This is a genomic window from Bradyrhizobium sp. (assembly GCF_047605465.1).
In the GTDB taxonomy this organism is placed as follows: domain Bacteria; phylum Pseudomonadota; class Alphaproteobacteria; order Rhizobiales; family Xanthobacteraceae; genus Bradyrhizobium.
The window spans coordinates 20843-43536 of record NZ_JASGFS010000058.1 but is presented as its reverse complement, the minus strand read 5'-3'; the positions used below and the strand labels follow the sequence as shown (position 1 = coordinate 43536).

Annotated in this window: 25 protein-coding genes and 2 pseudogenes; 15 read left to right on the top strand and 12 right to left on the bottom strand. The window is 63.3% G+C overall.

Translation table 11 applies throughout. The features are described 5' to 3' along the window. Positions 1 to 136 precede the first annotated feature (136 nt). Positions 137 to 349, bottom strand: coding sequence for a hypothetical protein (locus tag QM712_RS29295; RefSeq protein WP_415026634.1), 213 nt, complete (start codon positions 347 to 349; stop codon positions 137 to 139). A gap of 197 nt (positions 350 to 546) precedes the next feature. Here QM712_RS29295 and QM712_RS29290 point away from each other — a divergent pair, with 197 nt between their 5' ends. Next, complete coding sequence (locus QM712_RS29290) at positions 547 to 1284, top strand: SDR family oxidoreductase (protein ID WP_415026633.1); 738 nt, start codon at positions 547 to 549, stop codon at positions 1282 to 1284. 26 nt (positions 1285 to 1310) lie between these two features. Here QM712_RS29290 and QM712_RS29285 read toward each other — a convergent pair whose 3' ends face one another. From QM712_RS29285 to QM712_RS29265, 5 genes are all read right to left on the bottom strand, one after another. Then, on the bottom strand, positions 1311 to 1943 hold the full coding sequence (locus QM712_RS29285; protein ID WP_415026632.1) for a response regulator transcription factor: 633 nt from the start codon (positions 1941 to 1943) through the stop codon (positions 1311 to 1313). Further along, a complete protein-coding gene (locus QM712_RS29280) occupies positions 1940 to 3256 on the bottom strand; it encodes an ATP-binding protein (RefSeq protein ID WP_415026631.1) in 1317 nt (438 codons plus the stop codon). Before QM712_RS29280 ends, QM712_RS29285 begins: the two co-directional genes overlap by 4 nt. A gap of 18 nt (positions 3257 to 3274) precedes the next feature. Continuing rightward, a complete protein-coding gene (locus QM712_RS29275; protein ID WP_415026630.1) occupies positions 3275 to 4240 on the bottom strand; it encodes a DUF4118 domain-containing protein in 966 nt (321 codons plus the stop codon). A 158-nt stretch (positions 4241 to 4398) separates the two neighbouring features. Beyond that, positions 4399 to 4899, bottom strand: a complete 501-nt coding sequence (locus QM712_RS29270) for a cytochrome P460 family protein (protein WP_415026629.1) — start codon at positions 4897 to 4899, stop codon at positions 4399 to 4401. An 18-nt stretch (positions 4900 to 4917) separates the two neighbouring features. After that, positions 4918 to 5955 carry an alpha/beta fold hydrolase gene (locus QM712_RS29265; protein WP_415026628.1) on the bottom strand — a complete coding sequence of 346 codons (1038 nt, stop codon included), beginning with the start codon at positions 5953 to 5955 and terminating at the stop codon, positions 4918 to 4920. Between the two features lie 222 nt (positions 5956 to 6177). Between QM712_RS29265 and QM712_RS29260 the strand changes: the two are divergent. Next, positions 6178 to 7439, top strand: a pseudogene (locus QM712_RS29260) (epoxide hydrolase family protein). 145 nt (positions 7440 to 7584) lie between these two features. Here QM712_RS29260 and QM712_RS29255 read toward each other — a convergent pair. The 5 genes and pseudogenes from QM712_RS29255 to QM712_RS29235 form a co-directional block, all read right to left on the bottom strand. Continuing rightward, positions 7585 to 8151 (bottom strand): MOSC domain-containing protein, encoded by a 567-nt coding sequence (locus tag QM712_RS29255; RefSeq protein ID WP_415026627.1) that lies wholly within the window; start codon positions 8149 to 8151, stop codon positions 7585 to 7587. Positions 8152 to 8159: 8 nt separating this feature from the next. After that, on the bottom strand, positions 8160 to 9143 hold the full coding sequence (locus tag QM712_RS29250; protein WP_415026626.1) for a YihY/virulence factor BrkB family protein: 984 nt from the start codon (positions 9141 to 9143) through the stop codon (positions 8160 to 8162). Positions 9144 to 9344: 201 nt separating this feature from the next. Next, on the bottom strand, positions 9345 to 9848 hold the full coding sequence (locus tag QM712_RS29245) for a ferritin-like domain-containing protein (protein WP_415026637.1): 504 nt from the start codon (positions 9846 to 9848) through the stop codon (positions 9345 to 9347). Between the two features lie 189 nt (positions 9849 to 10037). Next, a pseudogene (locus QM712_RS29240) lies at positions 10038 to 10253 on the bottom strand (SemiSWEET family sugar transporter); the annotation flags it as partial. A gap of 58 nt (positions 10254 to 10311) precedes the next feature. Beyond that, the gene (locus QM712_RS29235; protein WP_415026625.1) at positions 10312 to 10509 is read right to left on the bottom strand and encodes a hypothetical protein; all 198 of its coding nucleotides are present in this window, start codon (positions 10507 to 10509) and stop codon (positions 10312 to 10314) included. A gap of 135 nt (positions 10510 to 10644) precedes the next feature. Here QM712_RS29235 and QM712_RS29230 point away from each other — a divergent pair, with 135 nt between their 5' ends. The 12 genes from QM712_RS29230 (at position 10645) to QM712_RS29175 (ending at position 20056) form a co-directional block, all read left to right on the top strand. After that, positions 10645 to 11229, top strand: coding sequence for a phosphatase PAP2 family protein (locus tag QM712_RS29230; RefSeq protein ID WP_415026624.1), 585 nt, complete (start codon positions 10645 to 10647; stop codon positions 11227 to 11229). Continuing rightward, positions 11216 to 11821: a cupin gene (locus tag QM712_RS29225; protein ID WP_415026623.1), complete on the top strand. Its 606-nt coding sequence runs from the start codon at positions 11216 to 11218 to the stop codon at positions 11819 to 11821. Before QM712_RS29230 ends, QM712_RS29225 begins: the two co-directional genes overlap by 14 nt. Continuing rightward, on the top strand, positions 11818 to 12165 hold the full coding sequence (locus QM712_RS29220) for a DUF3147 family protein (RefSeq protein WP_415026622.1): 348 nt from the start codon (positions 11818 to 11820) through the stop codon (positions 12163 to 12165). Before QM712_RS29225 ends, QM712_RS29220 begins: the two co-directional genes overlap by 4 nt. Further along, complete coding sequence (locus QM712_RS29215) at positions 12162 to 12605, top strand: hypothetical protein (RefSeq protein WP_415026621.1); 444 nt, start codon at positions 12162 to 12164, stop codon at positions 12603 to 12605. The genes QM712_RS29220 and QM712_RS29215 overlap by 4 nt, the downstream gene beginning before the upstream one ends. 202 nt (positions 12606 to 12807) lie before the next feature. Continuing rightward, a complete protein-coding gene (locus QM712_RS29210; protein WP_415026620.1) occupies positions 12808 to 13368 on the top strand; it encodes a type 1 glutamine amidotransferase domain-containing protein in 561 nt (186 codons plus the stop codon). A 3-nt stretch (positions 13369 to 13371) separates the two neighbouring features. Then, the gene (locus QM712_RS29205) at positions 13372 to 13839 is read left to right on the top strand and encodes a PPC domain-containing DNA-binding protein (RefSeq protein ID WP_415026619.1); all 468 of its coding nucleotides are present in this window, start codon (positions 13372 to 13374) and stop codon (positions 13837 to 13839) included. Positions 13840 to 14043: 204 nt separating this feature from the next. Further along, positions 14044 to 16563, top strand: a complete 2520-nt coding sequence (gene uvrA / locus QM712_RS29200; protein ID WP_415026618.1) for an excinuclease ABC subunit UvrA — start codon at positions 14044 to 14046, stop codon at positions 16561 to 16563. A 117-nt stretch (positions 16564 to 16680) separates the two neighbouring features. Next, positions 16681 to 17472 (top strand): HAD family hydrolase, encoded by a 792-nt coding sequence (locus QM712_RS29195; protein WP_415026617.1) that lies wholly within the window; start codon positions 16681 to 16683, stop codon positions 17470 to 17472. A 117-nt stretch (positions 17473 to 17589) separates the two neighbouring features. Next, positions 17590 to 17886: a hypothetical protein gene (locus QM712_RS29190; protein WP_415026616.1), complete on the top strand. Its 297-nt coding sequence runs from the start codon at positions 17590 to 17592 to the stop codon at positions 17884 to 17886. Positions 17887 to 17895: 9 nt separating this feature from the next. Further along, entirely contained in the window at positions 17896 to 18753 is an 858-nt protein-coding gene (locus QM712_RS29185) for a glucose 1-dehydrogenase (protein WP_415026615.1), read from the top strand. 12 nt (positions 18754 to 18765) lie between these two features. Further along, positions 18766 to 19086, top strand: a complete 321-nt coding sequence (locus QM712_RS29180; RefSeq protein ID WP_415026636.1) for a hypothetical protein — start codon at positions 18766 to 18768, stop codon at positions 19084 to 19086. A 145-nt stretch (positions 19087 to 19231) separates the two neighbouring features. Next, positions 19232 to 20056 carry a ribonuclease HII gene (locus QM712_RS29175; protein WP_415026614.1) on the top strand — a complete coding sequence of 275 codons (825 nt, stop codon included), beginning with the start codon at positions 19232 to 19234 and terminating at the stop codon, positions 20054 to 20056. 17 nt (positions 20057 to 20073) lie between these two features. On the opposite strand, the gene ligD is transcribed toward QM712_RS29175, so the two are convergent. Then, the gene (gene ligD / locus QM712_RS29170) at positions 20074 to 21021 is read right to left on the bottom strand and encodes a non-homologous end-joining DNA ligase (protein ID WP_415026613.1); all 948 of its coding nucleotides are present in this window, start codon (positions 21019 to 21021) and stop codon (positions 20074 to 20076) included. A 522-nt stretch (positions 21022 to 21543) separates the two neighbouring features. Between ligD and QM712_RS29165 the strand changes: the two genes are divergently transcribed. Next, positions 21544 to 22578 carry an AI-2E family transporter gene (locus tag QM712_RS29165; protein WP_415026612.1) on the top strand — a complete coding sequence of 345 codons (1035 nt, stop codon included), beginning with the start codon at positions 21544 to 21546 and terminating at the stop codon, positions 22576 to 22578. Positions 22579 to 22694 lie beyond the last annotated feature (116 nt).

Sequence of the window (22694 nt, the reverse complement as noted above, 5' to 3'; positions counted from 1 at the left end):
TTTTACTCGGTACTTTTGACGCAGCGCGGGCCGCAGCGAGTCGATCGCTGCGGCCGCCTTCGCCTCCTGTGACGGGTCCCACATCGATGATCCAGTCGCTGTCGGCTGCCAACGGACATGTTGTGCCCCACCAGGACTACCGTATTGCCCGCATCGACGCGGAGTCGTGAAGCTGCTTGCCGGGCTTTTCCACATCGGGAGGATCCTGGCCAGTCATCGGCTCATCGAGGACGTAAAGCGTCCTGCCACGCTGCGCACGCTGGAATTCCGTTGCCAGCTTTACGCGCTGGCCTTCGCCGCCCGACGGGGCGGTCGCAGACTGGTCGAGCCTGATATATTCGAGGCCCATCTAGCGCAGAACTCCGAGCGCCCGACGGAGAGCCTTATCATCGCCAAACGAAGGCGTCGTCGACGGTCGGTTAGCCCCACGTCCCCGCTCTACGACCAATGTGTTAGTCCATTACGCTAGTGGCGGATGGGAACGAGCGCGTGCCGGTGGGATACTGGGTACACACCGAATCCTACCATGCGATACGAAAGACCGACATGACGTTCCGATCTGAAGGGCAAGGCGCTGCCGTCGTGTTCGGTGGCTCCCGCGGGATTGGCGCCGCGATCGCGCGGCAGCTCGCGGACGACGGCTTCGCCGTTGCGATTACCTACCTCGGCAGTGCGGACCAAGCCGCAGCCGTACGAGATTCAATCACAGCCGACGGGGGTCGGGCGATCGCCATCCGAGCCGACTCTCGCGATGTCTTTGCCGTCCGTGCGGCCATCGCCGCCGTTACTCTGGAGTTGGGTCCGCTCGACGTCGCCGTTGTGAACGCCGGAGCTTTGCGCCTGAACCCGATCGCCTCGTTTCCGCTGGAGGATTTCGATCTGTTGGTAAACGTCAATATCCGCGGCGTCTTCCTTGCCATCCAGTGCGCGATCCCCGTGCTTCGAGACGGCGGGCGTATCATCACCATCGGCAGTAACGCGGCGGTACGCAGTGGTTCTTCGGAGGGCAGTATCTACGCCATGACCAAGGCCGCGGTCGCCAAACTCATTGAAGGGCTCGCGATCGAACTGGCACCCCGTGGCATCACGGTCAATAACGTGCAACCGGGTCCGATCTCCACCGACATGACCGCCGGAGTTGCCGATCGCATCGTCGACAGAATTCCGCTGAGACGCATGGGTAAGCCGACCGAGATCGCGGCCTTGGTGTCGTATCTGGCGAGCAGCGATGCCGGTTACATGACGGGCGCGAGCTTGACGATCGACGGCGGGTTCGTCCTATGAGTGCGCTTCTGATAGTGGCGATGCAATCATCTCGCGAGTTTGACGTCGAGGGCATCCGCCATACGGGCGAGATCCGCAACGCTGCGCGCGCCCATCTTCTTGGTCATGATACCGCGGTGAATCTTGACCGTCACCTCGCTCACCTGTAGTCGAGCTGCGATCTGCTTGTTCATCAGCCCGGCCGCAACGAGGATGAACAGTTCGCGTTGACGAGGCGTCAGCGAATCGTGTCGCACTTGAAGATCGGCTACAGCACTCAGCGCATTGCGTCTCTCGCGGTCCTTCGTCAACGCCCGCGTGACCGCGTCCAGCATGTCCTGGTCTCGAAACGGCTTGGTGAGGAAATCGACCGCGCCGGCTTTCATCGCTCTCACCGACATCGGAATGTCCCCGTGCCCGGTCATGAACACGATCGGAACGTCGAGTCCGGCTTTGGTGAGCATGTCCTGAAAGTCGAGACCGCTTACGCCCGGCAGTCGGATGTCGAGGACGAGGCAGCACGGGACATCGGGAATTCCTGCCTCCAGGACCTGGGGCGCCGAACTGAACACTTTGACGTCAAGCTCCATCGACCGGAAAAGGTAGGTCAGCGCCACCCGCATCGATTCGTCATCATCGACCACAAGTACCAGCTGTCGCGCAGGAGAGCGGTCGCTCATTCCGCCGCTCGCGATAAGCCAATAGGCTCGCGCCGGGGCGCGTCAGAGCAACCATCGAGCGGTAGCGCGAACCAAAAAGTCGCCCCCGGGAGACCGGCATTGGTGGTCGCCCAGATTTGTCCCTGGTGCGCCTCGAGGATAGACCGGCAGATCGGCAATCCCATGCCGAATCCGTTTGGCTTGCTGCTCACGAACGGATCAAACAGATACTGGGCGTCGACGGGAATGCCGACGCCACTGTCCTCGACCGCGACGAGAGCGCGACGATGGCTGTCCAGCGAGGTTCTCACAAGGAGCACGCGGGGACGACCGGCAACCTGACGCATCGCCTCGATCGCGTTGACGAGGAGATTGAGGACGACCTGCTGCAGTTGCACACGATCCGCCATGACGGGCGGCACGTCAGCAAGATCGCACCGAAGTTGAATCCGGGCGCCGCGGAGTTCGTTCTGCAGGATGGATGCCGTTTCGGAAATAACGACGTCGAGGCGGACCGGTGCGCGTTCGGGGTCGGACTTGGTCATCAGCGCTCGGACACGCTGGATGACCGCGGCCGCCCGGTTGCCGTCCTTGACGATCCATTCGGCTGCGCCGCGCACGTCCTTCAGGTCCGGCGTGGCACGGTCGAGGAAGCGAAGGCATGCCTGGGCATTTGCGACGATCGCGGCGAGCGGTTGATTGACCTCGTGAGCGATGGTGGCGCTGATCTCGCCCAGCGTGGCGACACGCCCGGCATGCGCCAGCGCCGTCCGCGCGGCGTGCAAAGCCTCCTGCGCCTCCCGCGCGTCGGTGATGTCCATCAGCGCGCCGACGATTTCGCTCGCTCCGGCTTCGTGACTCACCCGGTGCGCGACTACCCTCAGGAGCTTGACGGAAGCGTTCGGCAGTAGCAGGCGGACTTCATAGTCCCAGGTTTCGGCGCCGTGCAAGGCGCGATCGAGCTCGCTGACCCATTTGCTGCGATCGTCGGGATGAATGCGCTCGAGCAGAAGGTCGGTCGTGAGCTCGATGCCATTTTCGACTTCGACGATCCTGTAGGCTTCTTCGGACCAGAAATGCTCGTCTGTCGCAGGATCCCAGGCGAAACTGGCGGTCTTGCTCAGAGACTGCGCCTCTGCGAGATAGATCTGGCTTCGTTGCAATGCGATTTCGGCGCGCTTGCGGTCCTCGATGTCGGTATTCGTGCCGTACCAACCCTCGATGTCGCCAGCCCGGTTGCGAAGCGGCTGCGACCGAAACAGAAACCAGCGGTAGATGCCGTCGAACCGACGCATCCGTGCTTCGACCTCGCCTCCCCGCTCCGTGGCGAGCATGTTTTCCCATTCGCTCTTCTACCTTTCCAGATCGTCCTCATGGATCACGTCCATCCATCGCCAGTCCCGCGCGCTATCGGGCGACAGGCCGGTATAGTCCAGCCAGCGCTGATTGAGATAGCGCGCAGCACCGTTCGGATCGGTGCGCCAGGCCAATGTCGGAATGGAGTCGAGGGTGAGCCGCAGCTCGCGCTCCGCAGCCGCGAGGCGCGCTTCCTTGTCGCGCAGCGCGTCCTCGGCGATCTTCCGGTCATCGATGTTGAACCCAATCGAAAACCACCGCACGATCCGGCCTTGGTCGTCGGTTAGCGGCGCCCGCCGGATGCTGAACCAATGGAAGGAGCCATCGGCGCTGCGGATCGGCGCTTCGGTGGCCATCGGCTTGCCGCTCGCCAAAGCCATGCGCCAAGCGGCGCGCTCTGGATCGTCAGAACGGAACAATTCGCCTCCGCGTTCTGCCGCCTCGGCCAAAGTCAAGCCCGTGTAATCGATCCATGTTTTGTTCACGAGGCTATGGACGCCATCGGGCCGATAGATCGACAGCATCGCGGGTATTGAATCGATCGTCAGTTGCAACTCCCGCTGTGCCTCGGCAGCTCGCCGCTCGCTGCTGCGCAGTTCCGCCTCGACGCGTCGTCGGGCGTCGACCGCTTTGCGGTGTGAATCGCATAGAAACGCAACGAACAGTGCCGCCACGACGAAGAACACCAGTTGCGGAATATCGCGCGCCTGGATCGCGAAGCTGCGCACCGGTGGAAGAAAGAAATAGTCGAATGCCAAGAGCGTTATGATGACGGATGTGACGGCGGCGGCCATTCCGCGACGCCAGGCTACGAACATCACGCCGCAGGAGAATAGCGATACCGGCGGAGCGACCGCAACGATACTCTGCAGGATGAAACCACCGCACACGGTGATGGCTACGACAAGGGTGGCGATGGTGCAATCGATGCCGAGTTTGGTCGCAACGGGTCGGATCAGCATTAGGTCGGATCCTTCCCACTTAATTCGGACCGCGTTGCAACACTAGCCCGATCTCGGAGAGCGCAACAAGATACAGCTTTCCGCCCGCCGCTTTCGTTCTTCATCGGAGGAAGGCAGGTGGGCGATACCGCCGTACTAGATGACTGGGCTCGGGCGGGTCAATGCGCCCAACGCGTGAAGACGTAATCGTGAGCCATTACCCGCGCTTCGTGGCAGGCGAAGCAGGTCCGATGCTGTTCCTCGTCGGCGGGCGCCCCGTCCACGAAGCGGCCAAACCCCCAGCCGCCCGTAGAGGCGTATTTCTTGGAATCCTTTACCATGACCTGCACGGTCGTTGCGTCGCCCGGCACCGAGGCCGGCTCGAATTCGTCCGATCTGACACGCTTCCAGGCCACCTTCACCAGCACCGAACCGTCCGGAAACGGCATTTGCCGCTTTCGATACGCATCAATGGCGGTGGCGTTGCCGACGACGGCGCGCAGTTCGTTCAGCGGTTCGGCTTCCTCGGCGGGCGCGATCAGTTGCCATTGTCGATATCCCTCGGGAAGCGTCACCCCGTAGATGGGCGATGGGTCGCCCATCGTCTTCGTCTCTGCTGCCAGAGCGACGAAGGCGATGGCGGACGCCGACGCCAAGAGGCCGACAAAAAGCCGTTTCATGCTGGGCCCATTCCGTTCTTACGCGCCGGTGGCGACGTCCATGATCGCCGCCGCGAACGCCTCAGGCGCCTCCTGGGGCAGATTGTGCCCGATGCCGCCGGCGATCAGCCTATGGGCGTACTTACCCAGAAATTTTTTCGCGTAACTCGACGGATCGGGGTGGGGCGCACCGTTGGCGTCGCCTTCGAGCGTGATCGTCGGTACCGAGATCGACGGCGCGGCGGCCAGGGCCCTCTCAAGATCGTGGTATTTCGCTTCACCATCGGCAAGTCCGAGACGCCAACGGTAATTGTGGATCGACACGGCGACGTGGTCCGGATTGTCGAACGCGACGGCCGATCGTTCGAAAGTGGCGTTATCGAACGTCCATTTCGGCGAGGCGATCTGCCAGATCAGCTTGGCGAATTCGCGACGGTATTTGTCGTAGCCCATCCGGCCACGCTCGGTGGCGAAGTAATACTGGTACCACCATTGCAATTCCGCCTTCGGCGGCAACGGGGTCTCGTTCGCCTTCTGACTGCCGATGAGGTAGCCACTGACCGACACCAGGCCGACGACGCGCTCCGGCCACTGCGCCGCCACGATATCGGCGGTCCGGGCGCCCCAGTCGAAGCCGCCGATGACGGCACGCGGGATTTTCAGCGCGTCCATCAGATCGACGACGTCGACCGCAAGCGCAGCCTGCTGCCCGTTCCTCGGCGTGTCATCGGAGATGAAACGTGTGGCGCCATATCCGCGCAAGTGGGAGACGATCACCCGGAAGCCCTTCCTGACCAGCGTCGGAACGACGTCGACGAATGCGTGAACGTCGTATGGCCAGCCATGCAGGAGAATCACGACGGGGCCCGTCTCCGGACCTGCATCGACATAGGCCACATTCAGCACGCCCGCGTCGGCATGCTTCAACGGCCCGAATGCGCCATTGTCGGAGGCTCCGCGCTGCGGGGCGACGGCCAGGCCAGCGGCCAGAACGGACCGGCTGAGGGAAGCGGCGGCGATCGTCGAGGCCGCAGCTTTCAGGATTTTCCGACGATCCACGTCGTGGACGAAAGACATGATGCACTCCTCGAAATGTATCCGGACAGTCCGCAATTTGCGCGACCGCGGCTGTCCCGAAAATTGTCCCGAAGTCTGTCCGACTACGCCTTTGGTATGAGTGTGCTGTCTCTAGGGTCAGTTGTCGGCAGTCACCGAGGACGGCTACCTCAAAGTCGAGCGCCTCAACGCGGCGAGTTTGAAGTTGGCCTCGTCAATTGGATAGCCCGGGAGGGACCTGAAATGTTCGCACCGTTATCCCGTCGCCGGTTCGTCGCCGGCGCGGCCTTGGCCGGGGTTGTCTCCGTAGCGCCGTCGATCGTTCGAGGGGAGACCGCCGTCGCTCATCGGCCATTCAAAGTCGCCGTTCCCGATACCGACATAGCGGAGATGAAGAGGCGCATTGCCGGCGCGCGCTGGTCGGATGCGGAGCCCGCCCCCGATGAGAGCCAAGGCGTGCGCCGGGAGACGCTGCAGCCGCTGATGGACTATTGGGCAGGCGCATACGATTGGCGGGTCGTCGAAGCCAAGCTGAATGCTTTGCCGATGTTCATGACCGAGATCGACGGTTTGGACATCCACTTCATGCACGTCCGCTCGCGCCACGATGATGCGATGCCTTTGATCCTGACGCACGGATGGCCGGGCTCCATCCTCGAATTCCTCCAGGTGATCCGACCGCTCACCGACCCGACCGCTCATGGCGGCACGGCAGCAGACGCCTTTCATCTCGTCATTCCGTCGATCCCAGGATTCGGCTTCTCCGCAAAGCCAACGAAGGTCGGCTGGGGTTCCGATCGGGTTGCTCGCGCCTGGTCGGCGCTCATGCTGCGGCTGGGCTACGGCCGTTACTGCAGTCAGGGGGGAGACTGCGGCTCGGTGATCTCTCAGAGAATGGCCTTGCAGTGTCCCCGGCCTCCTCGGCATTCATCTCAACATGCCGGCCGTGGTACCGGCGGACATAGCCAGGATTCTTGCGGCTGGCGACCCCGCACCGGCAGGGCTGTCCGCCGAGGAGCGCGGCGCTTTCGACCAGTTGCAGACGTTCTATCGCGATAGCGCAGCTTATGCGGCGATGATGAACACGAAGCCGCAGACGATAGGCTATTCATTGGTGGACTCGCCGGTCGGCATGGCCGCCTGGATGTATGAGAAGATCGCGCAGTGGACATATAGCGGCGGGAAGCCGGATCGCGTGCTTGGCCGCGACGCCATCCTCGACGACCTCTCACTCTATTGGCTCACCGGCACCGGCGCATCGCGCCGCTCGCATCTATTGGGAGGATCACTCCAACAATTTCAACGCGCGTGGCATCATCGAGAAACCGGTCGCCATAAGCGTGTTTCCTGGCGAGATATACCGCGCGCCGAAATCCTGGGCTGAACGTTGCTACACGAACCTGTTCTATTTCCGCGAAGTCGGCAACGGAGGGCACTTCGCCGCTTGGGAACAACCTTATCTATTCGCCGACGAGGTACGCGCAGCGACTCGCCTGTTGCGCTGAACCGAGCGGAAGCCGCAATACTGGGTCGGGGCTTGAAATTCGGAAGCCAGAGCGAACCAACGCATTGACGATTGGATCTTCGCATTCGCCAAGCTTCGAATGCGTTATCGATTGTGGTTCTGGGCGTGCGCATCTGCCCGGACATCTACAACTTGGGTAGCGCGCGCTGCGCGCCTTCCGGCAGTTGAACCGTCGCACGGTCGCCGGCCGAGACGCGCCCGCCCGTTCTGACGACGCCCAGCACGCCGCACCTGAACGGCGGTTCCGATTGGGGAGACGAGAGTACGTGGCGCTTCAGGCCGGCCTTGAACTTGTCGATCAGCACGCAGGGAGCGCGGAGGCCGGTCAGCTCCACGACGGCTTCGGGACCGAGCGAAATGCGGGTCTCGAGCGGGAGCGCCTCCAGGTCGAGTCCCGCCGTCGTGATGTTCTCACCAAGATCGCCCGGGCCGACCTCATAGCCGGCATCGTGCAGAAGTCCGAACAACTCTTCCGGGATCAGGTGCACCTGCCGGTTGTTGGCCAGCCTGGGATGCCGTCGTGCTATGTACCGATGCCGCACGAATTCGCCTGCGTGCGCGTCGCCTTCGACGCCGTGATTCCGAATCAGAGTGATGTGGCTCTGCACGGGCTTGCTGAACCGGTGGCGGAACTCCGCGGAAACGGCGGCGACGGTGCCGTATAGTTTGTTTTCGGAAGTCGCTTCAAACACGGGTCCCGTCACTTGGCCGCGCCGACCGTGTCGGCCATCCGGGCGCCGCGCGCTCCGAGTGGTTTCGGAGCGCCCGTGGTGGTATCCTTGGCAGTCTGATGTTCCATCTCCGCGTTAAGCTCTGCTCCGAGCAGGATCACGATGGCCGAGATCCACAGCCAGGTCATGAAGCCGATCACGGCCCCGAGCGAGCCGTAGGTCGCGTTGAACGTGCCGAAGCTCGACGCGTACCACGAGAACAGGCCGGATGCCGCGAGCCAGAGCATCGTGGCTGCAGCGCTGCCCCAGGTGATCCAGTGCCAGCGCGGCGCTTCGCGGCTGGGACCGAAGCGGTTGACGAACGAGATGGCGACGGCGAGTGCTACGAACATCGCGGGCCAGCGGGCGATCCGGACGAGCAGATCGGCGAAATTCGATAGGTATAGATAGTCGAGCACGACCGGCAACGCGACGACTGCCGTCAGCGCGGCCAGCACGAAGGCGATGCCGGCGATCGTGAAGGAAAGCGAGAGGGCGTTGAGCTTGACGAAGCTGCGCTTCTCCTGTTCGCCGTAGACGATGTTCAAGGTATCGAACAGCGCCTTCATGGCAGCGTTCGCGCTCCAGAGCGAGATGACGAGGCCGACGGCGAAGGTCATTCCAAGAGCCTGGTTGCCTTTCGACGCCACGCGCGTCAGCTGCTCCCGCGCGACGTCGATGGCGCCGCCGGGGACGAAGCCGGCGATGTCATCCAGATGCTTCGCGATCGCGCCGGGATCGGTGAAGATGCCGTAGATCGCGACGAGAGCGGCCAGTGCCGGGAAGATCGCGAGGATGCTGTAGTAGGTCATGCCGGCCGCCAGCGCCAGGATGCGGTGGTCGCCGATGTTGGCGTAGACCCGCCAGAGAATATCCTTCCAGCCTTTGGCCGGAATCTCGGCGGGCGATGTTGCCTGGCGGCCCCGGTCGCCGCCTTCCAACACGAGGCCGGCGGGCGACGTGTCCCGCTTCATGTCGGATTGAGGAAGATCCGCGGCGGGTCCGGACCTCTCGCTTTTCTCAGGCGGCACTAGGCGGTCCACCAGAAAAGCCGCCGCCAAAAGCCCGAGCGCCGCAGCGATGCTCCAGCCGTCCAGGCTGGAGCGCGGTCGGCGTCCGGTCGTTGCGTCGTCCATCTTTCCTCGCGAAGATCGCGTCACAGGCGGCTAACCCGCTCAGGCGGCCTTTTGGTTCACGCTGCGCAGCGCCATCGTGTTGAGCTTCTCGTCCGTCGCCTTCTCCTCGTCGAGGTTCTGCTGAAGCACCGATGCGCAGTCGTCGCGGCCGAGCATCTTCGCCCAGGCGATCAGCGTGCCGTAGCGGGTGATCTCATAGTGCTCGACGGCCTGGGCTGCCGCGATGAGCGCCGCGTCCAGAACCTGCTTGTCGTCGACGTCGCCGGCGACCTCGCGGGCTTCCTTCAGGATACCGTCGATCGCCGGGCAGTCGACGCCCTGGACCTCGACGCCGTGCATCTGGAAGACCTTCTCAAGCCGCGTGATCTGGCCCTTGGTCTCGGACAGGTGGGTCTGGAAGCCGTTCTTGAGGCCGGTGTCGGTCGCCTTCTCGATCATGTCGGGCAGGTTCTTCTCGATCTGCTGCTCCGCGTAGTAGATGTCCTTGAGCGTGTGGACGAACAGATCGTTGAGCGTCTTGATATCCTTCGTGAAAAATCCCATGGCGTCCTCCTGGATGGATTTCGCCCGACAACGAACGGTTTGGAATAGCGTTCCTGTGGCTGGAGCCTGACAGTTCACAGGCGCGGACGACGATGTCCTAATACAACGGAGCCGTCGTCGGCTTGGTCCGAGAGGTCTCACCCGCCGACTCCGATCGCGGATTTTGCAGCACAGGACGAGACCCGACAAGGTAGCGCCGATAAGGTTTGAGACCACGATGACCCAATCGCCGCGAATGACGCCGTAGACGATCCACAAGGCAAGACCGAGCGTCAGTGCCGTTAGCATGCCCAGCGAAAGATCTTTGGTCGATCCGCGCGGCCAAGCCTTCCGGACCTGAGGGACGTACGAAAGAGATGCGAGGAAAGCGGCCGCTGCGCCGATGTACGTAGAGAAGGCGTTCAAGGCGGGGCGCGTCTCCGGGTGAAGTGATACTCTGCCGTTCGGCCAGACTGGCGCGTGGTTATTTCGGCTCGATCTTCAGCTTGGGGTCAGTCGGCTGCACCTTTGCGCTCGCTTGAGCGGCGGCCGTCTGGGTCGTGGCAGCGGTGTCGGCGTGCACGGCCCCCGAACCCTTGTCGCCGGACCAATAAAACACGACGACGCCGGCTAAAACGAGCGTCCCGCCGACCGCCAGCCATCCGTTTTTCTTGTCGCGCATGTGGCCTCCGATCGCCGATCTAATGGAGAGACGCTTCCTTGGTTCCATGACAGTTCGATGAACTTGGAACCCACTCCGGCGTTACGATGGCAAGTGCAATTCGAACGGCGCGCGGGCGCCGCCGCGGACGAGGTTATGGCGGTACTGACGGTAAAGCCTACAAAAGAGGACGTGCTCATCGCGCGGACGGTGGCGCGCAATACCAATCATCGCGCCGAGGTGGTCTCGCGCGGGCTGACGTGGGGCGCCGACGAAAAGATCCTGCTGGCGCTGGCCGTCGTTGGTTGGGTCGCGTCCCGGGGGCGGTCCGAGCAGGTGCAGCGGGCCGGCAATCACGCCCTCCTCGTCACGGTCGCGACAGCACTTTTCCCGCACGGCCTAAAGGCGGTGTTCGATCAGACCCGGCCGGACCGCGAGACGGTGTTAGGCCATGTGCACGGCGTCTCGTTGTCGGGCAAGCGCGAGGATGCCTTCCCGTCCGGGCACGCGCTGCACATGGGAGCTCTCGCGTCAGCCGCAGCCACTCTGCCGCCCGGCCCGCGGCGAGCGGTCCGGACGCTTGCGGTCGGCCTCTCCCTGACGCGCATCGTCGTGCTGGCGCATTGGGCCAGCGACGTCGTCGCCGGCTTCGCGCTCGGCGCCGTCATCGAACGTCTGCTGCGTTTTTGGACCGGCTATCCGCTTCGCCGATCGAAGGAGGACGAACATGCCAATCCTTGAGGACGTGAAGGAGTACGTGCAGCGCGCGACCGGTCTCGGACGGCCGGGCAAGAAGGAAGCTCCTAACCTTGCGCGGCCGCGGAAGCCGCACGCGGTCCGGTTCAAGGACGACGGTCTCGTTCCGAACCACCCGCGCTGGCCGTTCGTGATCTACAAGGGCGTCGTCGAGTTTCCCGACGCCCACGATCCCGCGGCAGTCTTTGAAGACCTCTTCGAGGCCAATGGCTGGGGCGACTCCTGGCGCGACGGCATCTACGACTATGTGCACCATCACTCCCGTATCCATGAGGTGCTCGGCATCGCCCGGGGAAAGGGCCGGGTGCGCTTCGGCGGCAACAAGGGCCGTATCTATACCCTCAACGCCGGCGACGTCGCGATCCTGCCGGCGGGCACTGGCCACCAGTGCTTGTCGGCGGAGAGCGACTTCCTGGTGGTGGGCGCCTACCCACCCGTCGGCACTTACGACGAGTGTACGAAGCTCGAAGACCGGCCGCGCGCGCTGAAGACTATCCCCAAGGTGCGTCCGCCGCGCAAGGACCCGGTATACGGAGCGCAGGGACCGTTGCTCAAACTTTGGAAGAAGCCAAAGTGAGCGAATACGTCATCCGCTTCCTTGTCGGAGGCGTCGTCGTCTCGGCCTTCGCCATGCTCGGCGATCTGTTGCGGCCGAAGAGCTTCGCGGGCCTGTTCGGAGCGGCTCCGTCCGTCGCCCTAGCCACGCTTGGGATGGCGGTTAATGCGCACGGCACGAAGTATGCCGGGGTTCAGAGTTTCTCGATGATGGCCGGAGCCGTGGCGCTCGCGGCCTACAGCATCGTCGTCTGCCAGCTTCTGATCCGCGCCCGGCTGCGGGCGCTTCCGGCGACGGCTCTCGCACTGGTGGTCTGGTTCACGGTCGCTTTCGGTCTCTGGTCGATCGGCGGAGGCTCGTCATGACGGCCCCGATCGAAATCGCGACTTCGTCGCTGCGGGAGAGCCGATGGTATGAATATCTCGTCCGTTTCGTGCTCGGCGGCATGGCGACGGTCTTTACCGGCGTGATAGGTGACCGCTACGGTCCCTCGATCGGTGGCCTGTTCTTGGCGCTGCCCGCCATCTTCTGCGCCAGCGCGACACTCGTCGAGAAGCACGAAATCCGGCGGATGCGGGAGGCGGGCCTTTCCGGCGAACGCCGCGGACGCGAAGCAGCGGCGCTGGACGCCGCGGGCGCGGCGCTCGGCGCGCTGGGCATGTTCGCATTCGCCGCCGTGTTCTGGTCGTTAGTGGATTACAGCGTGGCAGGTGCATTCGCTGGCGCGTCGCTCGCTTGGTTGTCGACCTCGGTCGCGGCATGGTTCGGACGGCGCAAGTCAAGAATTGCTCGACGAATCCGATAACTTTCGCCTTTGGGATAAGCCTCGCGTATCGCCGCGGGTCATCCGGCCGTGTCAGTTTGGCGGAGCTTGCCCATTTCGGCGCGGTTTCGGCGGCAGAGCCTTGTTGTCCAGCCTCCATTCGGTTTTATGGAACCTACTCGCAGCGGGAACGATGTCCGAGGGCCACCTATTGTCCGTGCGAACGAACGGAAGGACCCGTACCATGGAATTGAATGGCAAGAAGATCGCCATCCTCGCCGCCAACGGCTTCGAACAGGCCGAACTCGAAGTGCCGCGGGACCGTCTCAAGAAGGTCGGCGCGACGGTCGACATCATTTCGCTGGCCGCGGGCGAGATCAAGGGCTGGGACAAGAAGGACTGGGGTCAGCCGGTGAAGGTCGACAAGACCCTCGACGAGGTTTCGGCGGACGACTACGACGCGATCGTCCTGCCTGGCGGTCAGATCAATCCCGACCTGCTCCGCGTCGAGCCGAAGGCACTGAAGTTCATCAAGGACATCTTTGACGCCAAGAAAGTCGTAGCCGCAGTTTGTCACGCGCCTTGGCTCCTGATCGAAGCCGGCATCGCGAAGGATCGTAAGATGACCTCGTTCAAATCCATCAAGACAGACGTGGTGAACGCCGGCGCCAAATGGGAGGATTCGCAGGTCGTCGTAGACCAGGGCGTGATCACGTCGCGCAACCCCGGCGACCTTGAAGCTTTCAGCGCAAAGATCATCGAGGAAGTCAAGGAAGGACGCCACACGAAGCGCAGCGCGGCCTGACCCATGAAAAGTAGCAAGATAGCGGGCGACGCGGGATCCGAAATTCGCGTCGTCGTTCTCGACTCCGGAGAAGAAGCCTTTTCGGCGCTCACGAAGTTCGCAAACGACGCGGGAGTCACCGCGGCGTCTCTGACGGCGATCGGCGCGTTCGAGAAGGCAACGATCGGATGGTTCGATTTCGAGAAGAAGACCTACAAGAAGATCGAAGTCGAGCAGCAGTGCGAGGTTCTCAGCGCGATCGGCGACGTTGCGATCGGGGACGACGGCGAGGCCAGCCTGCATGTCCACGTGGTCCTCGGGCTTGCCGACGGTTCGACAAGGGGCGGACACCTCATGGCCGGCTTCGTCCGGCCAACTCTCGAGGTGGTCATGACCGACACGCCGGCCCATCTGAGACGGAAAAAGAAGCCCGATCTCGGCATTGCGCTGATTGATCTCGAAGCTTCTTCGAGCACCGAAAAAAGTCCGTGATTTTTGCGAAATCGGCCGCGAAAAACCCCGCAAATGCGGGGTTTTTGTTCCGCTGAGGTAAGCCCACGCCTTCTCGGGCGGATTAATTGCCATCGCCATCGAACGCTCCGCGATGGCAAGCTCGCCACACACTCGCTGCCCGGCCCCCGCAGCTACATGCGCAGCAATTTCGGAACCACCCGGCGCTAACAAGCTTCTTCCCGGATGGATGCGAAAGCCAGGAAGACGAAAGAATACGCGTCCAACGCGCGTGACGGCTTCGTCCGCGTTAGGGGAGCACGGGAACACAATCTCAAGAACGTGTCGCTCGACATTCCCCGCAACGAACTCGTCGTCTTTACCGGAGTTTCCGGTTCCGGCAAGTCCTCGCTGGCATTCGGGACGTTGTATGCGGAAGCGCAGCGGCGTTATCTTGAATCGGTGTCGCCATACGCGCGCCGGCTATTCCACCAGATGCAGGTTCCCGATGTCGACGTCGTCGAGGGATTGCCGCCGGCCGTAGCCCTGCAGCAGCAACGCGGCTCCCCGACGACCAGGTCATCGGTTGGAAGCGTCACCACGCTGTCGAATTTGCTGCGGATGCTCTACTCGCGCGCTGGCGACTATCCGCGCGGCCAGTCATTGCTCTACGCGGAATCCTTCTCGCCCAACACGCCGGAAGGCGCCTGTCCCAATTGTCATGGCATCGGCCGGGTCCATCAGGTGGACGAACGGAGCCTGGTGCCCGACGACACGCTGACCATCCGGGAGCGAGCGGTGGCGGCCTGGCCGACTGCCTGGCAAGGCCAGAACCTCAGGGACATTTTGGTCACGCTGGGATACGACGTCGACAAGCCATGGCGCGAACTGCCGAAGAAGGATCGTGACTGGATTCTGTTCACGGAGGAGCAGCCGACCGTTCCGGTATATGCCGGATACACTCCCGCTGAAACGCGCAGAGCCCTGAAGAAAAAGGAAGAGCCGAGCTATATGGGCACCTTCACGGGGGCCCGGAAGTACGTTCTCCAGACGTATGCCAACACGCAAAGCGTCATGATGAAGCGCCGAGTGGCGCAGTTCCTGTCGGGCGACGACTGTCCGGTCTGCAAGGGAAAACGGCTCAAGCCGGAAGCGCTTTCCGTCAAGTTCGCCGGACTGGATATCTCCGAGATATCGCGCCTGCCGCTGAAGAAGCTGGATGATCTCGTCAAGCCGTACATCGAGCAAGCCGAGCAGGACGCGGCTCATCCCGAAAAGGCGCTCGTTGTGCAAAGGATCGTCGAAGACCTCGCAGGACGACTTGAGGTCCTGCTCGATCTCGGTTTGGGCTATCTCACGCTTGAGCGGAGCACGCCGACATTGTCTCCGGGTGAACTACAGCGGCTTCGGCTCGCGACGCAGGTCCGATCCAACCTGTTCGGCGTCGTCTATGTACTAGACGAGCCGTCGGCCGGCTTGCACCCGGCGGATACGGAGGCGCTGCTGCGGGCGCTGGAGCGTCTAAAGGCGGCGGGCAACTCCTTGTTCGTCGTCGAGCATGAACTTGACGTGGTGCGCAAGGCAGATTGGATCGTCGATGTCGGACCCGCGGCGGGAGATCAGGGCGGCGAGATACTTTACAGCGGTCGGCTCGCGGGTCTGGCCAATGTGGAGTCATCGCAGACACGGCGCTTCCTGTTCGGCGACATGGCAGAGCGGACGCAAGAGGTTCGCGAGCCGTCGAACTGGCTGAAGCTGCGGGGCGTGACGCGGAACAACCTCGACGGGCTGGACGCGGATATTCCTCTCGGCGTCCTTACCTGCGTGACCGGCGTCTCGGGGTCGGGGAAGTCCACTCTGATCAGTCAGTTTCTCGTCGAGGCCGTCGCGGAGCGGCTCGGCCAGCGCCGGGAAGCGGATCCGGAGGAAGGTGGGCTTGAAGAGGCCGTGCGGACGCTGGGCGGCGAGATCGCCGACGGTCTGGATCGGGTCAAGCGGCTAGTTGTCGTCGATCAGAAGCCAATCGGACGGACGCCGCGGTCCAATCTCGCGACCTACACCGGGCTGCTCGATCACGTGCGCAAGCTCTTCGCCGCGACCAAGCAGGCCCGCGCAAGGCGATACGACGCCGGCCGGTTTTCGTTCAACGTCGCGAAGGGACGCTGCGAGACGTGTGAGGGCGAGGGTTACGTGTGCGTCGAGCTCCTTTTCCTTCCCAGCGTCTATGCGCCCTGCCCCACCTGCAAGGGCGCTCGCTACAACGCGAAGACGCTCGAGATCAAGATTCGCGACAAGTCGATCGCAGACGTGCTGGCGATGACGGTTGACGCGGCCTTCGAGTTCTTCCAAGACGATGACGTGCTTTCCCGCTCGCTGGACGTACTGCGAGAGGTGGGCCTCGGCTACATCCGGCTAGGGCAGTCGGCGACTGAGCTCTCCGGCGGGGAGGCGCAGCGCGTCAAGCTCGCCACCGAACTCCAACGGGCGCAGCGCGGCGGGACGCTCTACGTTCTTGATGAACCGACGACCGGCCTGCATCCTTCCGACGTCCGGAAGCTGCACAGGCAGCTTCAAGGGCTCGTCGATGCCGGCAACACCGTCGTTCTGGTCGAGCACGACATGTCGGTCGCCGCAAACAGCGATTGGATCGTCGATGTGGGTCCCGGAGCAGGCGACGAAGGCGGCCGCATCGTAGCATCAGGACCGCCGAAGCGGGTTGCCGCATCCGGAAGTACGACAGCGACGTATCTGGCGAAGGCACTCTAACGGCAGGCCGAAGTCCGTGCAGGCGATGACGCGACATGGCCTTCGGCGGGCGGCGACATCAAGCGATGACGACGGCCATGTCGTTGCGGATTGCTCGCGTCTTGCCTGAAGGCGCCCTTGGGACCGAAACGACTGATCTGGACACGTCCGCTCGCCGCCACGGAACCCACCGCCCTCGCAAGCTTTAGCTATGCGCGCCACGGCCGAGGCTATTCAATGTTTCAAGGATTCATATTCGATGTGGAGGGAACGCTCGTCGACAACGTGCCGCAGAATCTCCGCAGCCTTCAGGACGCGCTCGAGAGGTCGGGATATCGCGTCCCGGTTCAGACGCTTCAGCTCTATTCGGGGCTCGACGGCGACCAGACATTGCAGCTTGCTGTTCCTGAGGCATCTCCAGGTGAGCGCCTGGCGATCCTGAACGACCAAGCCTGGATCTATGAACGCGACTATCTGCCGAGCGTGAAGCCGTTCGCGGGAGTTCGCGCTGCCTTCAGGATTCTCACCGAGCAAGGCGCTCGCGTCGCGCTCGCCACCGACTGCAAAGGTGTCGCTTTCAAGCGCTATATGGCGCTCCTGAATGCCGACGACTTCGTCGCCGCGACCGTTTGCGGCGATGACGTGGAGCATGGAAAGCCCGACCCACGCCTTGTGGGAAGAGCCTTGCGGAAGCTCGGTACCCCCGGCTCGCAGGCAGTCATGGTGGGGGATACGCCGTATGACGCCGAAGCCGGGCTCGAAGCCGGAACGAAGGTCGCCGCCGTTCTGACCGGAGGGTTCGCCGAGAGCGTACTCAGCCAAGCCGGCTGTTTTGCGGTGGCGCGGGACCTGAAAACGCTTCTTCCGAGCCTGCTTTTTGGGGAAAGCGGACCCGAGTTGCGCCAATCGGATTGGCTGCGAAGCGCCTAGCATCCGGCCGCCGGTCGCCATCGACGGATCGCAGGACGCACCCCTCACTCGCGCTCCGCCATAGGAACCGTCGGGCCACCGATCGGTTGTCGGCGGCCGCATGCCGAAAGGACGGTCATGGAAATCACGCTCATCGCCGAATTCGACACCCGCCGGGCCGCTGAACTCGCGGTAGAGCACGTCGTTCAGGAATGCGGCGTGCCGAGAAGCGACGTGTTCGTGCAGCCGACCGGGTCCGACAATACCGCGGGCAAACGCGTCGACGGCGCCGACGCGAAGTCCTCGCCAGAGCCCGACGAGGGCGGCAAGTTCGAAGGTACGATCGAGGTGTCGGTCGACTTCCATGGCGGCGACACGAAGCAGGTGACCGAGGCGCTCAAATCCGCCGGCGCCAAGACCGTCCGGACGAAGTGAGACGCGCCCATGTCCGAGTACCCCAAGCCGCCATATCCGAGCCAACGCCAGCCGATGCCTGGCTCGACCGCGAAGATGGATCCGCGTCCGGACCACGGTGAGACCAGCTACAAGGGCTCGGGTCGGCTTCAAGGCAAGCGCGCCATCGTCACCGGTGGTGATAGCGGCATCGGTCGTGCGGTCGCCATCGCCTTCGCCCGCGAGGGCGCGGACATCCTGATCGCCTATCTCGATGAGACTGAAGACGCGAGGGAAGTCGCCGACCTCATCGAGAAGGAGGGACGCAAGGCCGTCCTGGTAGAGGGCGACCTTCGTTCGGCCGACCACTGCCGTGCGGTCGTCGACCGCGCCCTGCGGGAATTCGGTGGCGTCGACATCCTCGTCAATAACGCCGCGCACCAGGCGACCTTCGCCGACATCGGCGACATCAGCGACGAGGAATGGCGCATGACGTTCGAGGTGAACATCCACGCGATGTTCTTTCTCGCTAAGGCGGCGGTCCCGCACATGAAGCCCGGCGGCGCGATCATCAACACGGCTTCCGTGAACGCCGACATGCCGAACCCGATCCTCCTGGCCTACGCGACGACGAAGGGGGCGATCCAGAACTTTACCGGCGGATTGGCGCAGATGCTGGCGGAGAGAGGGATCCGCGTAAGCGCAGTCGCTCCCGGTCCCATCTGGACGCCGGTCATTCCTTCGACGATGCCCGAGGAAGCCGTGAAGAACTTCGGCAAGCACGTGCCGCTCAAACGGGCCGGCCAACCGGCTGAGCTCGCCACGGCCTACGTGATGCTGGCCGATCCCCTTTCGAGCTATACCTCGGGCACCACCGTCGCGGTGACCGGAGGCAAGCCCTTCATCTAGGAAATGGCAGGGATCAGGCATCCAGTGACGCCGGACGGCCGCTACTTCGTCGTGAAGGGAAAGCTTTGGCGGCTCAGCGATCCCGCTATCGAACCAGGGGAGAGGGCCCGTCTGGTTCAGACGCTGGTGGACGCGCGCCGCGCGGTGAAGGACGCCAAGAGTACCCGGGATCGCGCTGCGGAGCTGGAAGCTCACCGACTGATCGATGAAGCAAAGCGCGCCCTCGGCGAGCGCGGCCCCGTGTGGTGGGACGACGGCGCGCCCGACCTCAACCGCCACGCTGTGAAGGGCACGCCATATGCCGATTGGTTCTCGAAGCAGCGATCGGGTTGATCCGCGGCACGCTTCTGGTCCGCGTTGCAGCGCCCTTCTCGGAAATCGGCCGAGGGCGCTGCGCGACGGAGGCGGCACCGCGAAATCTGATATTCGCCACAAATGGTGCCCACATCCCAGCCGAGCCAAGAACAGGGGCCGCCGCATGATCCGACATTCGCTCGATGTACTGCGTCAACGCTATGTCATTGAAAAAAGACCTCTTGAGGCGAGCGTCGAGGAGGTTTTGCGCGCCGACAGCCGGTCTGGGGCGCGTGCTATCCTGGCCTTGATCGACAAGCGGCGTTTCGAGAACCGGTCGGAGGGACAACGCCTTCGCAAGATGCTCCGCTTCGAGACGTCCCTCTGGGAGAGCGGTCTCCATGCCATTGCGGGCGTGGACGAGGCTGGAATGAGCCCGCTCGCCGGGCCCGTCTCGGCTGCCGCCGTGATCCTGAAGCCCGGCACGCGAATCGTCGGTATCGACGATTCGAAAAAGCTGGACGCTGCGGCCCGCGAGGAACTTGCGAAGGAGATCAAGGCGAAGGCTGCGTGTTGGAACGTTGCGTTCGTCGAAATCGAGGAAATCGACTCGATCAACATCTATTGGGCAGGTCTGCGGGCGATGCAGCGGGCGGTCCAGGGGTTGCGGGCGACGCCGCAACATTTGCTGATCGACGCGAAGCGGTTGAAGAAGATAGCCATCCCCCAGCAGGCGATCGTCAAAGGCGACGCCAAATCCGCCAGCATCGCCGCCGCTTCCATCCTTGCCAAAGTCGAGCGCGATGAGGTGATGCGCATGCTCGACGTGCGTCATCCCGGATACGGCTTCGCCGATCACAAGGGCTACCCGGTGCAGCCGCACTATGAGGCGCTCGCCAGGCTTGGCGCATGCGCGGCCCATCGACGGTCGTTCGGCCCCGTACGTCAGGCTCTCGGATTGCCGCCTCTTCCGCCGTGGCCCTCGGCTTCCGAGCGCTCTGCCGGCTGAAGCGTGCTCTCGGAGCCCTAGTTTCGCGACCGTGTCCTTTCCCGGATGACGTCCTTCGCCTTCTTATCGGTCCGAAGTCCGAGATAGACGGGTTGGCGCAGTTCCCCCTTGCTGGTCCATTCCGCGAACTTCACTTCGGCCACCAGCGACGGCCTGATCCAGGTCGTGGCCGCTTCGTCCTTCACCTTGTCCGGAAAAGGCGATTTTGACGCCTTCAACCTCATCATCTTCGCATGTAGTTTTCCCAGCGTCTCATGGCTGAAGCCGGTACCGACATGACCGATGTAGCGCCAGGCGCCGGCTTCCCTTACGGCCAGAACGAGCGCACCGAAATGGGGTCTCGTCCGTTTCGGCGCGGTGAAGCCCGCTATCACGACCTCCTGCCGCTGCGCCGTCTTGATCTTCAGCCAATCGGATGTTCGGCCACCCGACGCGTAGTGGCTGTCGGCACGCTTTGCCATGATGCCTTCAAGGCCTTTGCGCTCGGCCTCGGCGAAGAACTTCTTGCCGGTCGCCTTGCGATGTCGACTGAACGCGATCAACTGGTGGCGCGGCAGGATGGCCTTCAGGCGCTTCTTGCGTTCGAGCAGAGGCGAGCTTCGCAGATCCTCTCCGTTCTCGAACATGAGATCGAAGGCGCAGTACATGAGCTTCGCTTCGTGACGCAATGCGTTCTGGAGTAGCTGGAAGTGCGAGACCCCGTCCTTTCCGATGGCGACGAGTTCTCCATCGATCACGGCGTCGCTTTTGATGCCTTCGAGGGCCTTGGCAACCTCCGTGTAGGAGCGGCTTATGATCTTGCCGTTGCGGCTGTACAGCGCGACGCTGCCGCCCCGGATCTCCGCGATCATCCGGAAGCCGTCGTACTTGTCCTCGAATAACCAGTTGGTATCGTCGAATGGCGCGTCGGTTAGCGTTGCCAACATGGGCTGAAGGCGCTTCGGGAGGGTGGACTTGCGGTTCATGGGCGAGAGGACCGTCGGTCAGCAGGAGAAAGAGCCGGTGCGGGCGGAAGACCATCGGCCGGCCATCGCTCGATCATGAAACGCTCCTCGGAAAGTTAACTACAGCGATCGCCGGACGTTCCGGGAAGGGAACATACTGCAGTTCTGACGGTTTCATGCGCGCGGGCAATGAGGACACCGGAATGCGCAAGACTGCCGAGGGCCGAGTTCACAAGGTAACGGGATCCTTGAACATGGAAGCCGAGGCGGCTGCCTGGCTCACCAAACGGGCCGCGACGCCGGAAACCATCGCGGGAAAGGTGCCCGTCATCCGCATCCGCCGACGCTCCCGGGCAACGTCTTGGCCCGCTTCGTCGGTCAGCCGCCCGGTCGCGGCCGTCCCGCGTTAGCGAAATCGGCACAGCGCCGCCCATGACGGACAAGGCGAAGGAAGGCTCGAAGAAGTCCAGGACCGGCGAGCCTCGCCTGGTGACGGCCCGGACAGAGACTCAGAAGCCGCTACCGCTGGGTCCCGGCGCTCGCATGAACGCTCGGGTCGTTTTTGCGATCGTCCTGGTGGCACTCGGGCTATGGACGGCCGCAGGCTTTTTGCCGCCGCTGATTTGGGCGACAATACTCGCCGTCGCCCTCTGGCCGCTGTATCTGACGTTTGCGAAGCGCTTCATGGCCGGGCCGTCGCCGGCAGCCGCGTTGGTCTTCACGGTTCTGGTCGCGCTAATATTTATGACGCCGGTTTCGCTTGCGCTCTACACGGTCGCCCAGCAAAGCGACATGCTCTTGGACTGGCTCAAGCGGGCGCGCGAGGGCGGGGTGGACGTGCCGGACTGGGTCGCGCGCCTTCCCATCGCGGCCGAGTCGACGCAGCAATGGTGGCGCGCCAATCTTTCGGATCCGAAGGCCGCGACGGCCTGGCTGAAGACGCTCAGCGCCGACAACGTATCCAATCTCTTCACGACGTTCGGAGGCCAACTCGTACACCGGCTGTTCCTATTGTTCTTTTCGCTTTTGGCCTTGTACGCGCTGCTGTGCAGCGGTCGCACGGTCGCGGCCCGCGTGCTGGAGACGTGCGACCGTCTCTTCGGCGAAGCCGGAGAGGGTCTTGTGGAAAAGATGATGGACGCGACGCGCGCGACCGTGAACGGGACCGTGCTGGTGGCGGTCGGCGAGGGACTCGCGATCGGCGCATCCTACTTCGTCGCCGGCGTTCCGTATGCGCTGACGTTTTTGATCCTCACCACCGCGTTCGCGATGATCCCGTTCGGCGCATGGCTGGCGTTCACGGTTGCGGCGATCGTCACCATCTCCAACGGGGGCAGCGGGGTTGCCGCGGCCGGCGTCTTCGTCTGGGGCACGGTCATCATGCTCGCCGGGGATCATTTCGTATGGCCGACGCTGGTCGGCGGCTCGGCAAGGCTACCGTTCCTGCTCGCTTTCGTGGGCATCTTCGGCGGATTGGCGGCGTTCGGTTTGATCGGACTTTTCGTGGGGCCGGTCATCATGGCCGCGCTTCTTGCGATGTGGCGCGAATGGATATTTCGCCCGGAGTCCAAAGCGTGAGATCGCGATGACGAAGGCCCGCAAGCTAACTGGACAGCTTCGGCGACATCACACCCGGCGAAGAGGGCCTGCAGGACCATAGCTCATGAAGGCATCCACGCTTCGGCTCCCGCCAA

What these genes read in the sequence shown, in the direction of transcription:
- QM712_RS29295 (WP_415026634.1), bottom strand. Translation starts at nt 349, where the DNA reads ATGGGCCTCGAATATATCAGGCTCGACCAGTCTGCGACCGCCCCGTCG.
- QM712_RS29290 (WP_415026633.1), top strand. Translation starts at nt 547, where the DNA reads ATGACGTTCCGATCTGAAGGGCAAGGCGCTGCCGTCGTGTTCGGTGGC.
- QM712_RS29285 (WP_415026632.1), bottom strand. Translation starts at nt 1,943, where the DNA reads ATGAGCGACCGCTCTCCTGCGCGACAGCTGGTACTTGTGGTCGATGAT.
- QM712_RS29280 (WP_415026631.1), bottom strand. Translation starts at nt 3,256, where the DNA reads ATGCTCGCCACGGAGCGGGGAGGCGAGGTCGAAGCACGGATGCGTCGG.
- QM712_RS29275 (WP_415026630.1), bottom strand. Translation starts at nt 4,240, where the DNA reads ATGCTGATCCGACCCGTTGCGACCAAACTCGGCATCGATTGCACCATC.
- QM712_RS29270 (WP_415026629.1), bottom strand. Translation starts at nt 4,899, where the DNA reads ATGAAACGGCTTTTTGTCGGCCTCTTGGCGTCGGCGTCCGCCATCGCC.
- QM712_RS29265 (WP_415026628.1), bottom strand. Translation starts at nt 5,955, where the DNA reads ATGTCTTTCGTCCACGACGTGGATCGTCGGAAAATCCTGAAAGCTGCG.
- QM712_RS29250 (WP_415026626.1), bottom strand. Translation starts at nt 9,143, where the DNA reads ATGAAGCGGGACACGTCGCCCGCCGGCCTCGTGTTGGAAGGCGGCGAC.
- QM712_RS29245 (WP_415026637.1), bottom strand. Translation starts at nt 9,848, where the DNA reads ATGGGATTTTTCACGAAGGATATCAAGACGCTCAACGATCTGTTCGTC.
- QM712_RS29235 (WP_415026625.1), bottom strand. Translation starts at nt 10,509, where the DNA reads ATGCGCGACAAGAAAAACGGATGGCTGGCGGTCGGCGGGACGCTCGTT.
- QM712_RS29230 (WP_415026624.1), top strand. Translation starts at nt 10,645, where the DNA reads ATGGCGGTACTGACGGTAAAGCCTACAAAAGAGGACGTGCTCATCGCG.
- QM712_RS29225 (WP_415026623.1), top strand. Translation starts at nt 11,216, where the DNA reads ATGCCAATCCTTGAGGACGTGAAGGAGTACGTGCAGCGCGCGACCGGT.
- QM712_RS29215 (WP_415026621.1), top strand. Translation starts at nt 12,162, where the DNA reads ATGACGGCCCCGATCGAAATCGCGACTTCGTCGCTGCGGGAGAGCCGA.
- QM712_RS29210 (WP_415026620.1), top strand. Translation starts at nt 12,808, where the DNA reads ATGGAATTGAATGGCAAGAAGATCGCCATCCTCGCCGCCAACGGCTTC.
- QM712_RS29205 (WP_415026619.1), top strand. Translation starts at nt 13,372, where the DNA reads ATGAAAAGTAGCAAGATAGCGGGCGACGCGGGATCCGAAATTCGCGTC.
- uvrA (WP_415026618.1), top strand. Translation starts at nt 14,044, where the DNA reads ATGGATGCGAAAGCCAGGAAGACGAAAGAATACGCGTCCAACGCGCGT.
- QM712_RS29190 (WP_415026616.1), top strand. Translation starts at nt 17,590, where the DNA reads ATGGAAATCACGCTCATCGCCGAATTCGACACCCGCCGGGCCGCTGAA.
- QM712_RS29185 (WP_415026615.1), top strand. Translation starts at nt 17,896, where the DNA reads ATGTCCGAGTACCCCAAGCCGCCATATCCGAGCCAACGCCAGCCGATG.
- QM712_RS29175 (WP_415026614.1), top strand. Translation starts at nt 19,232, where the DNA reads ATGATCCGACATTCGCTCGATGTACTGCGTCAACGCTATGTCATTGAA.
- ligD (WP_415026613.1), bottom strand. Translation starts at nt 21,021, where the DNA reads ATGAACCGCAAGTCCACCCTCCCGAAGCGCCTTCAGCCCATGTTGGCA.
- QM712_RS29165 (WP_415026612.1), top strand. Translation starts at nt 21,544, where the DNA reads ATGAACGCTCGGGTCGTTTTTGCGATCGTCCTGGTGGCACTCGGGCTA.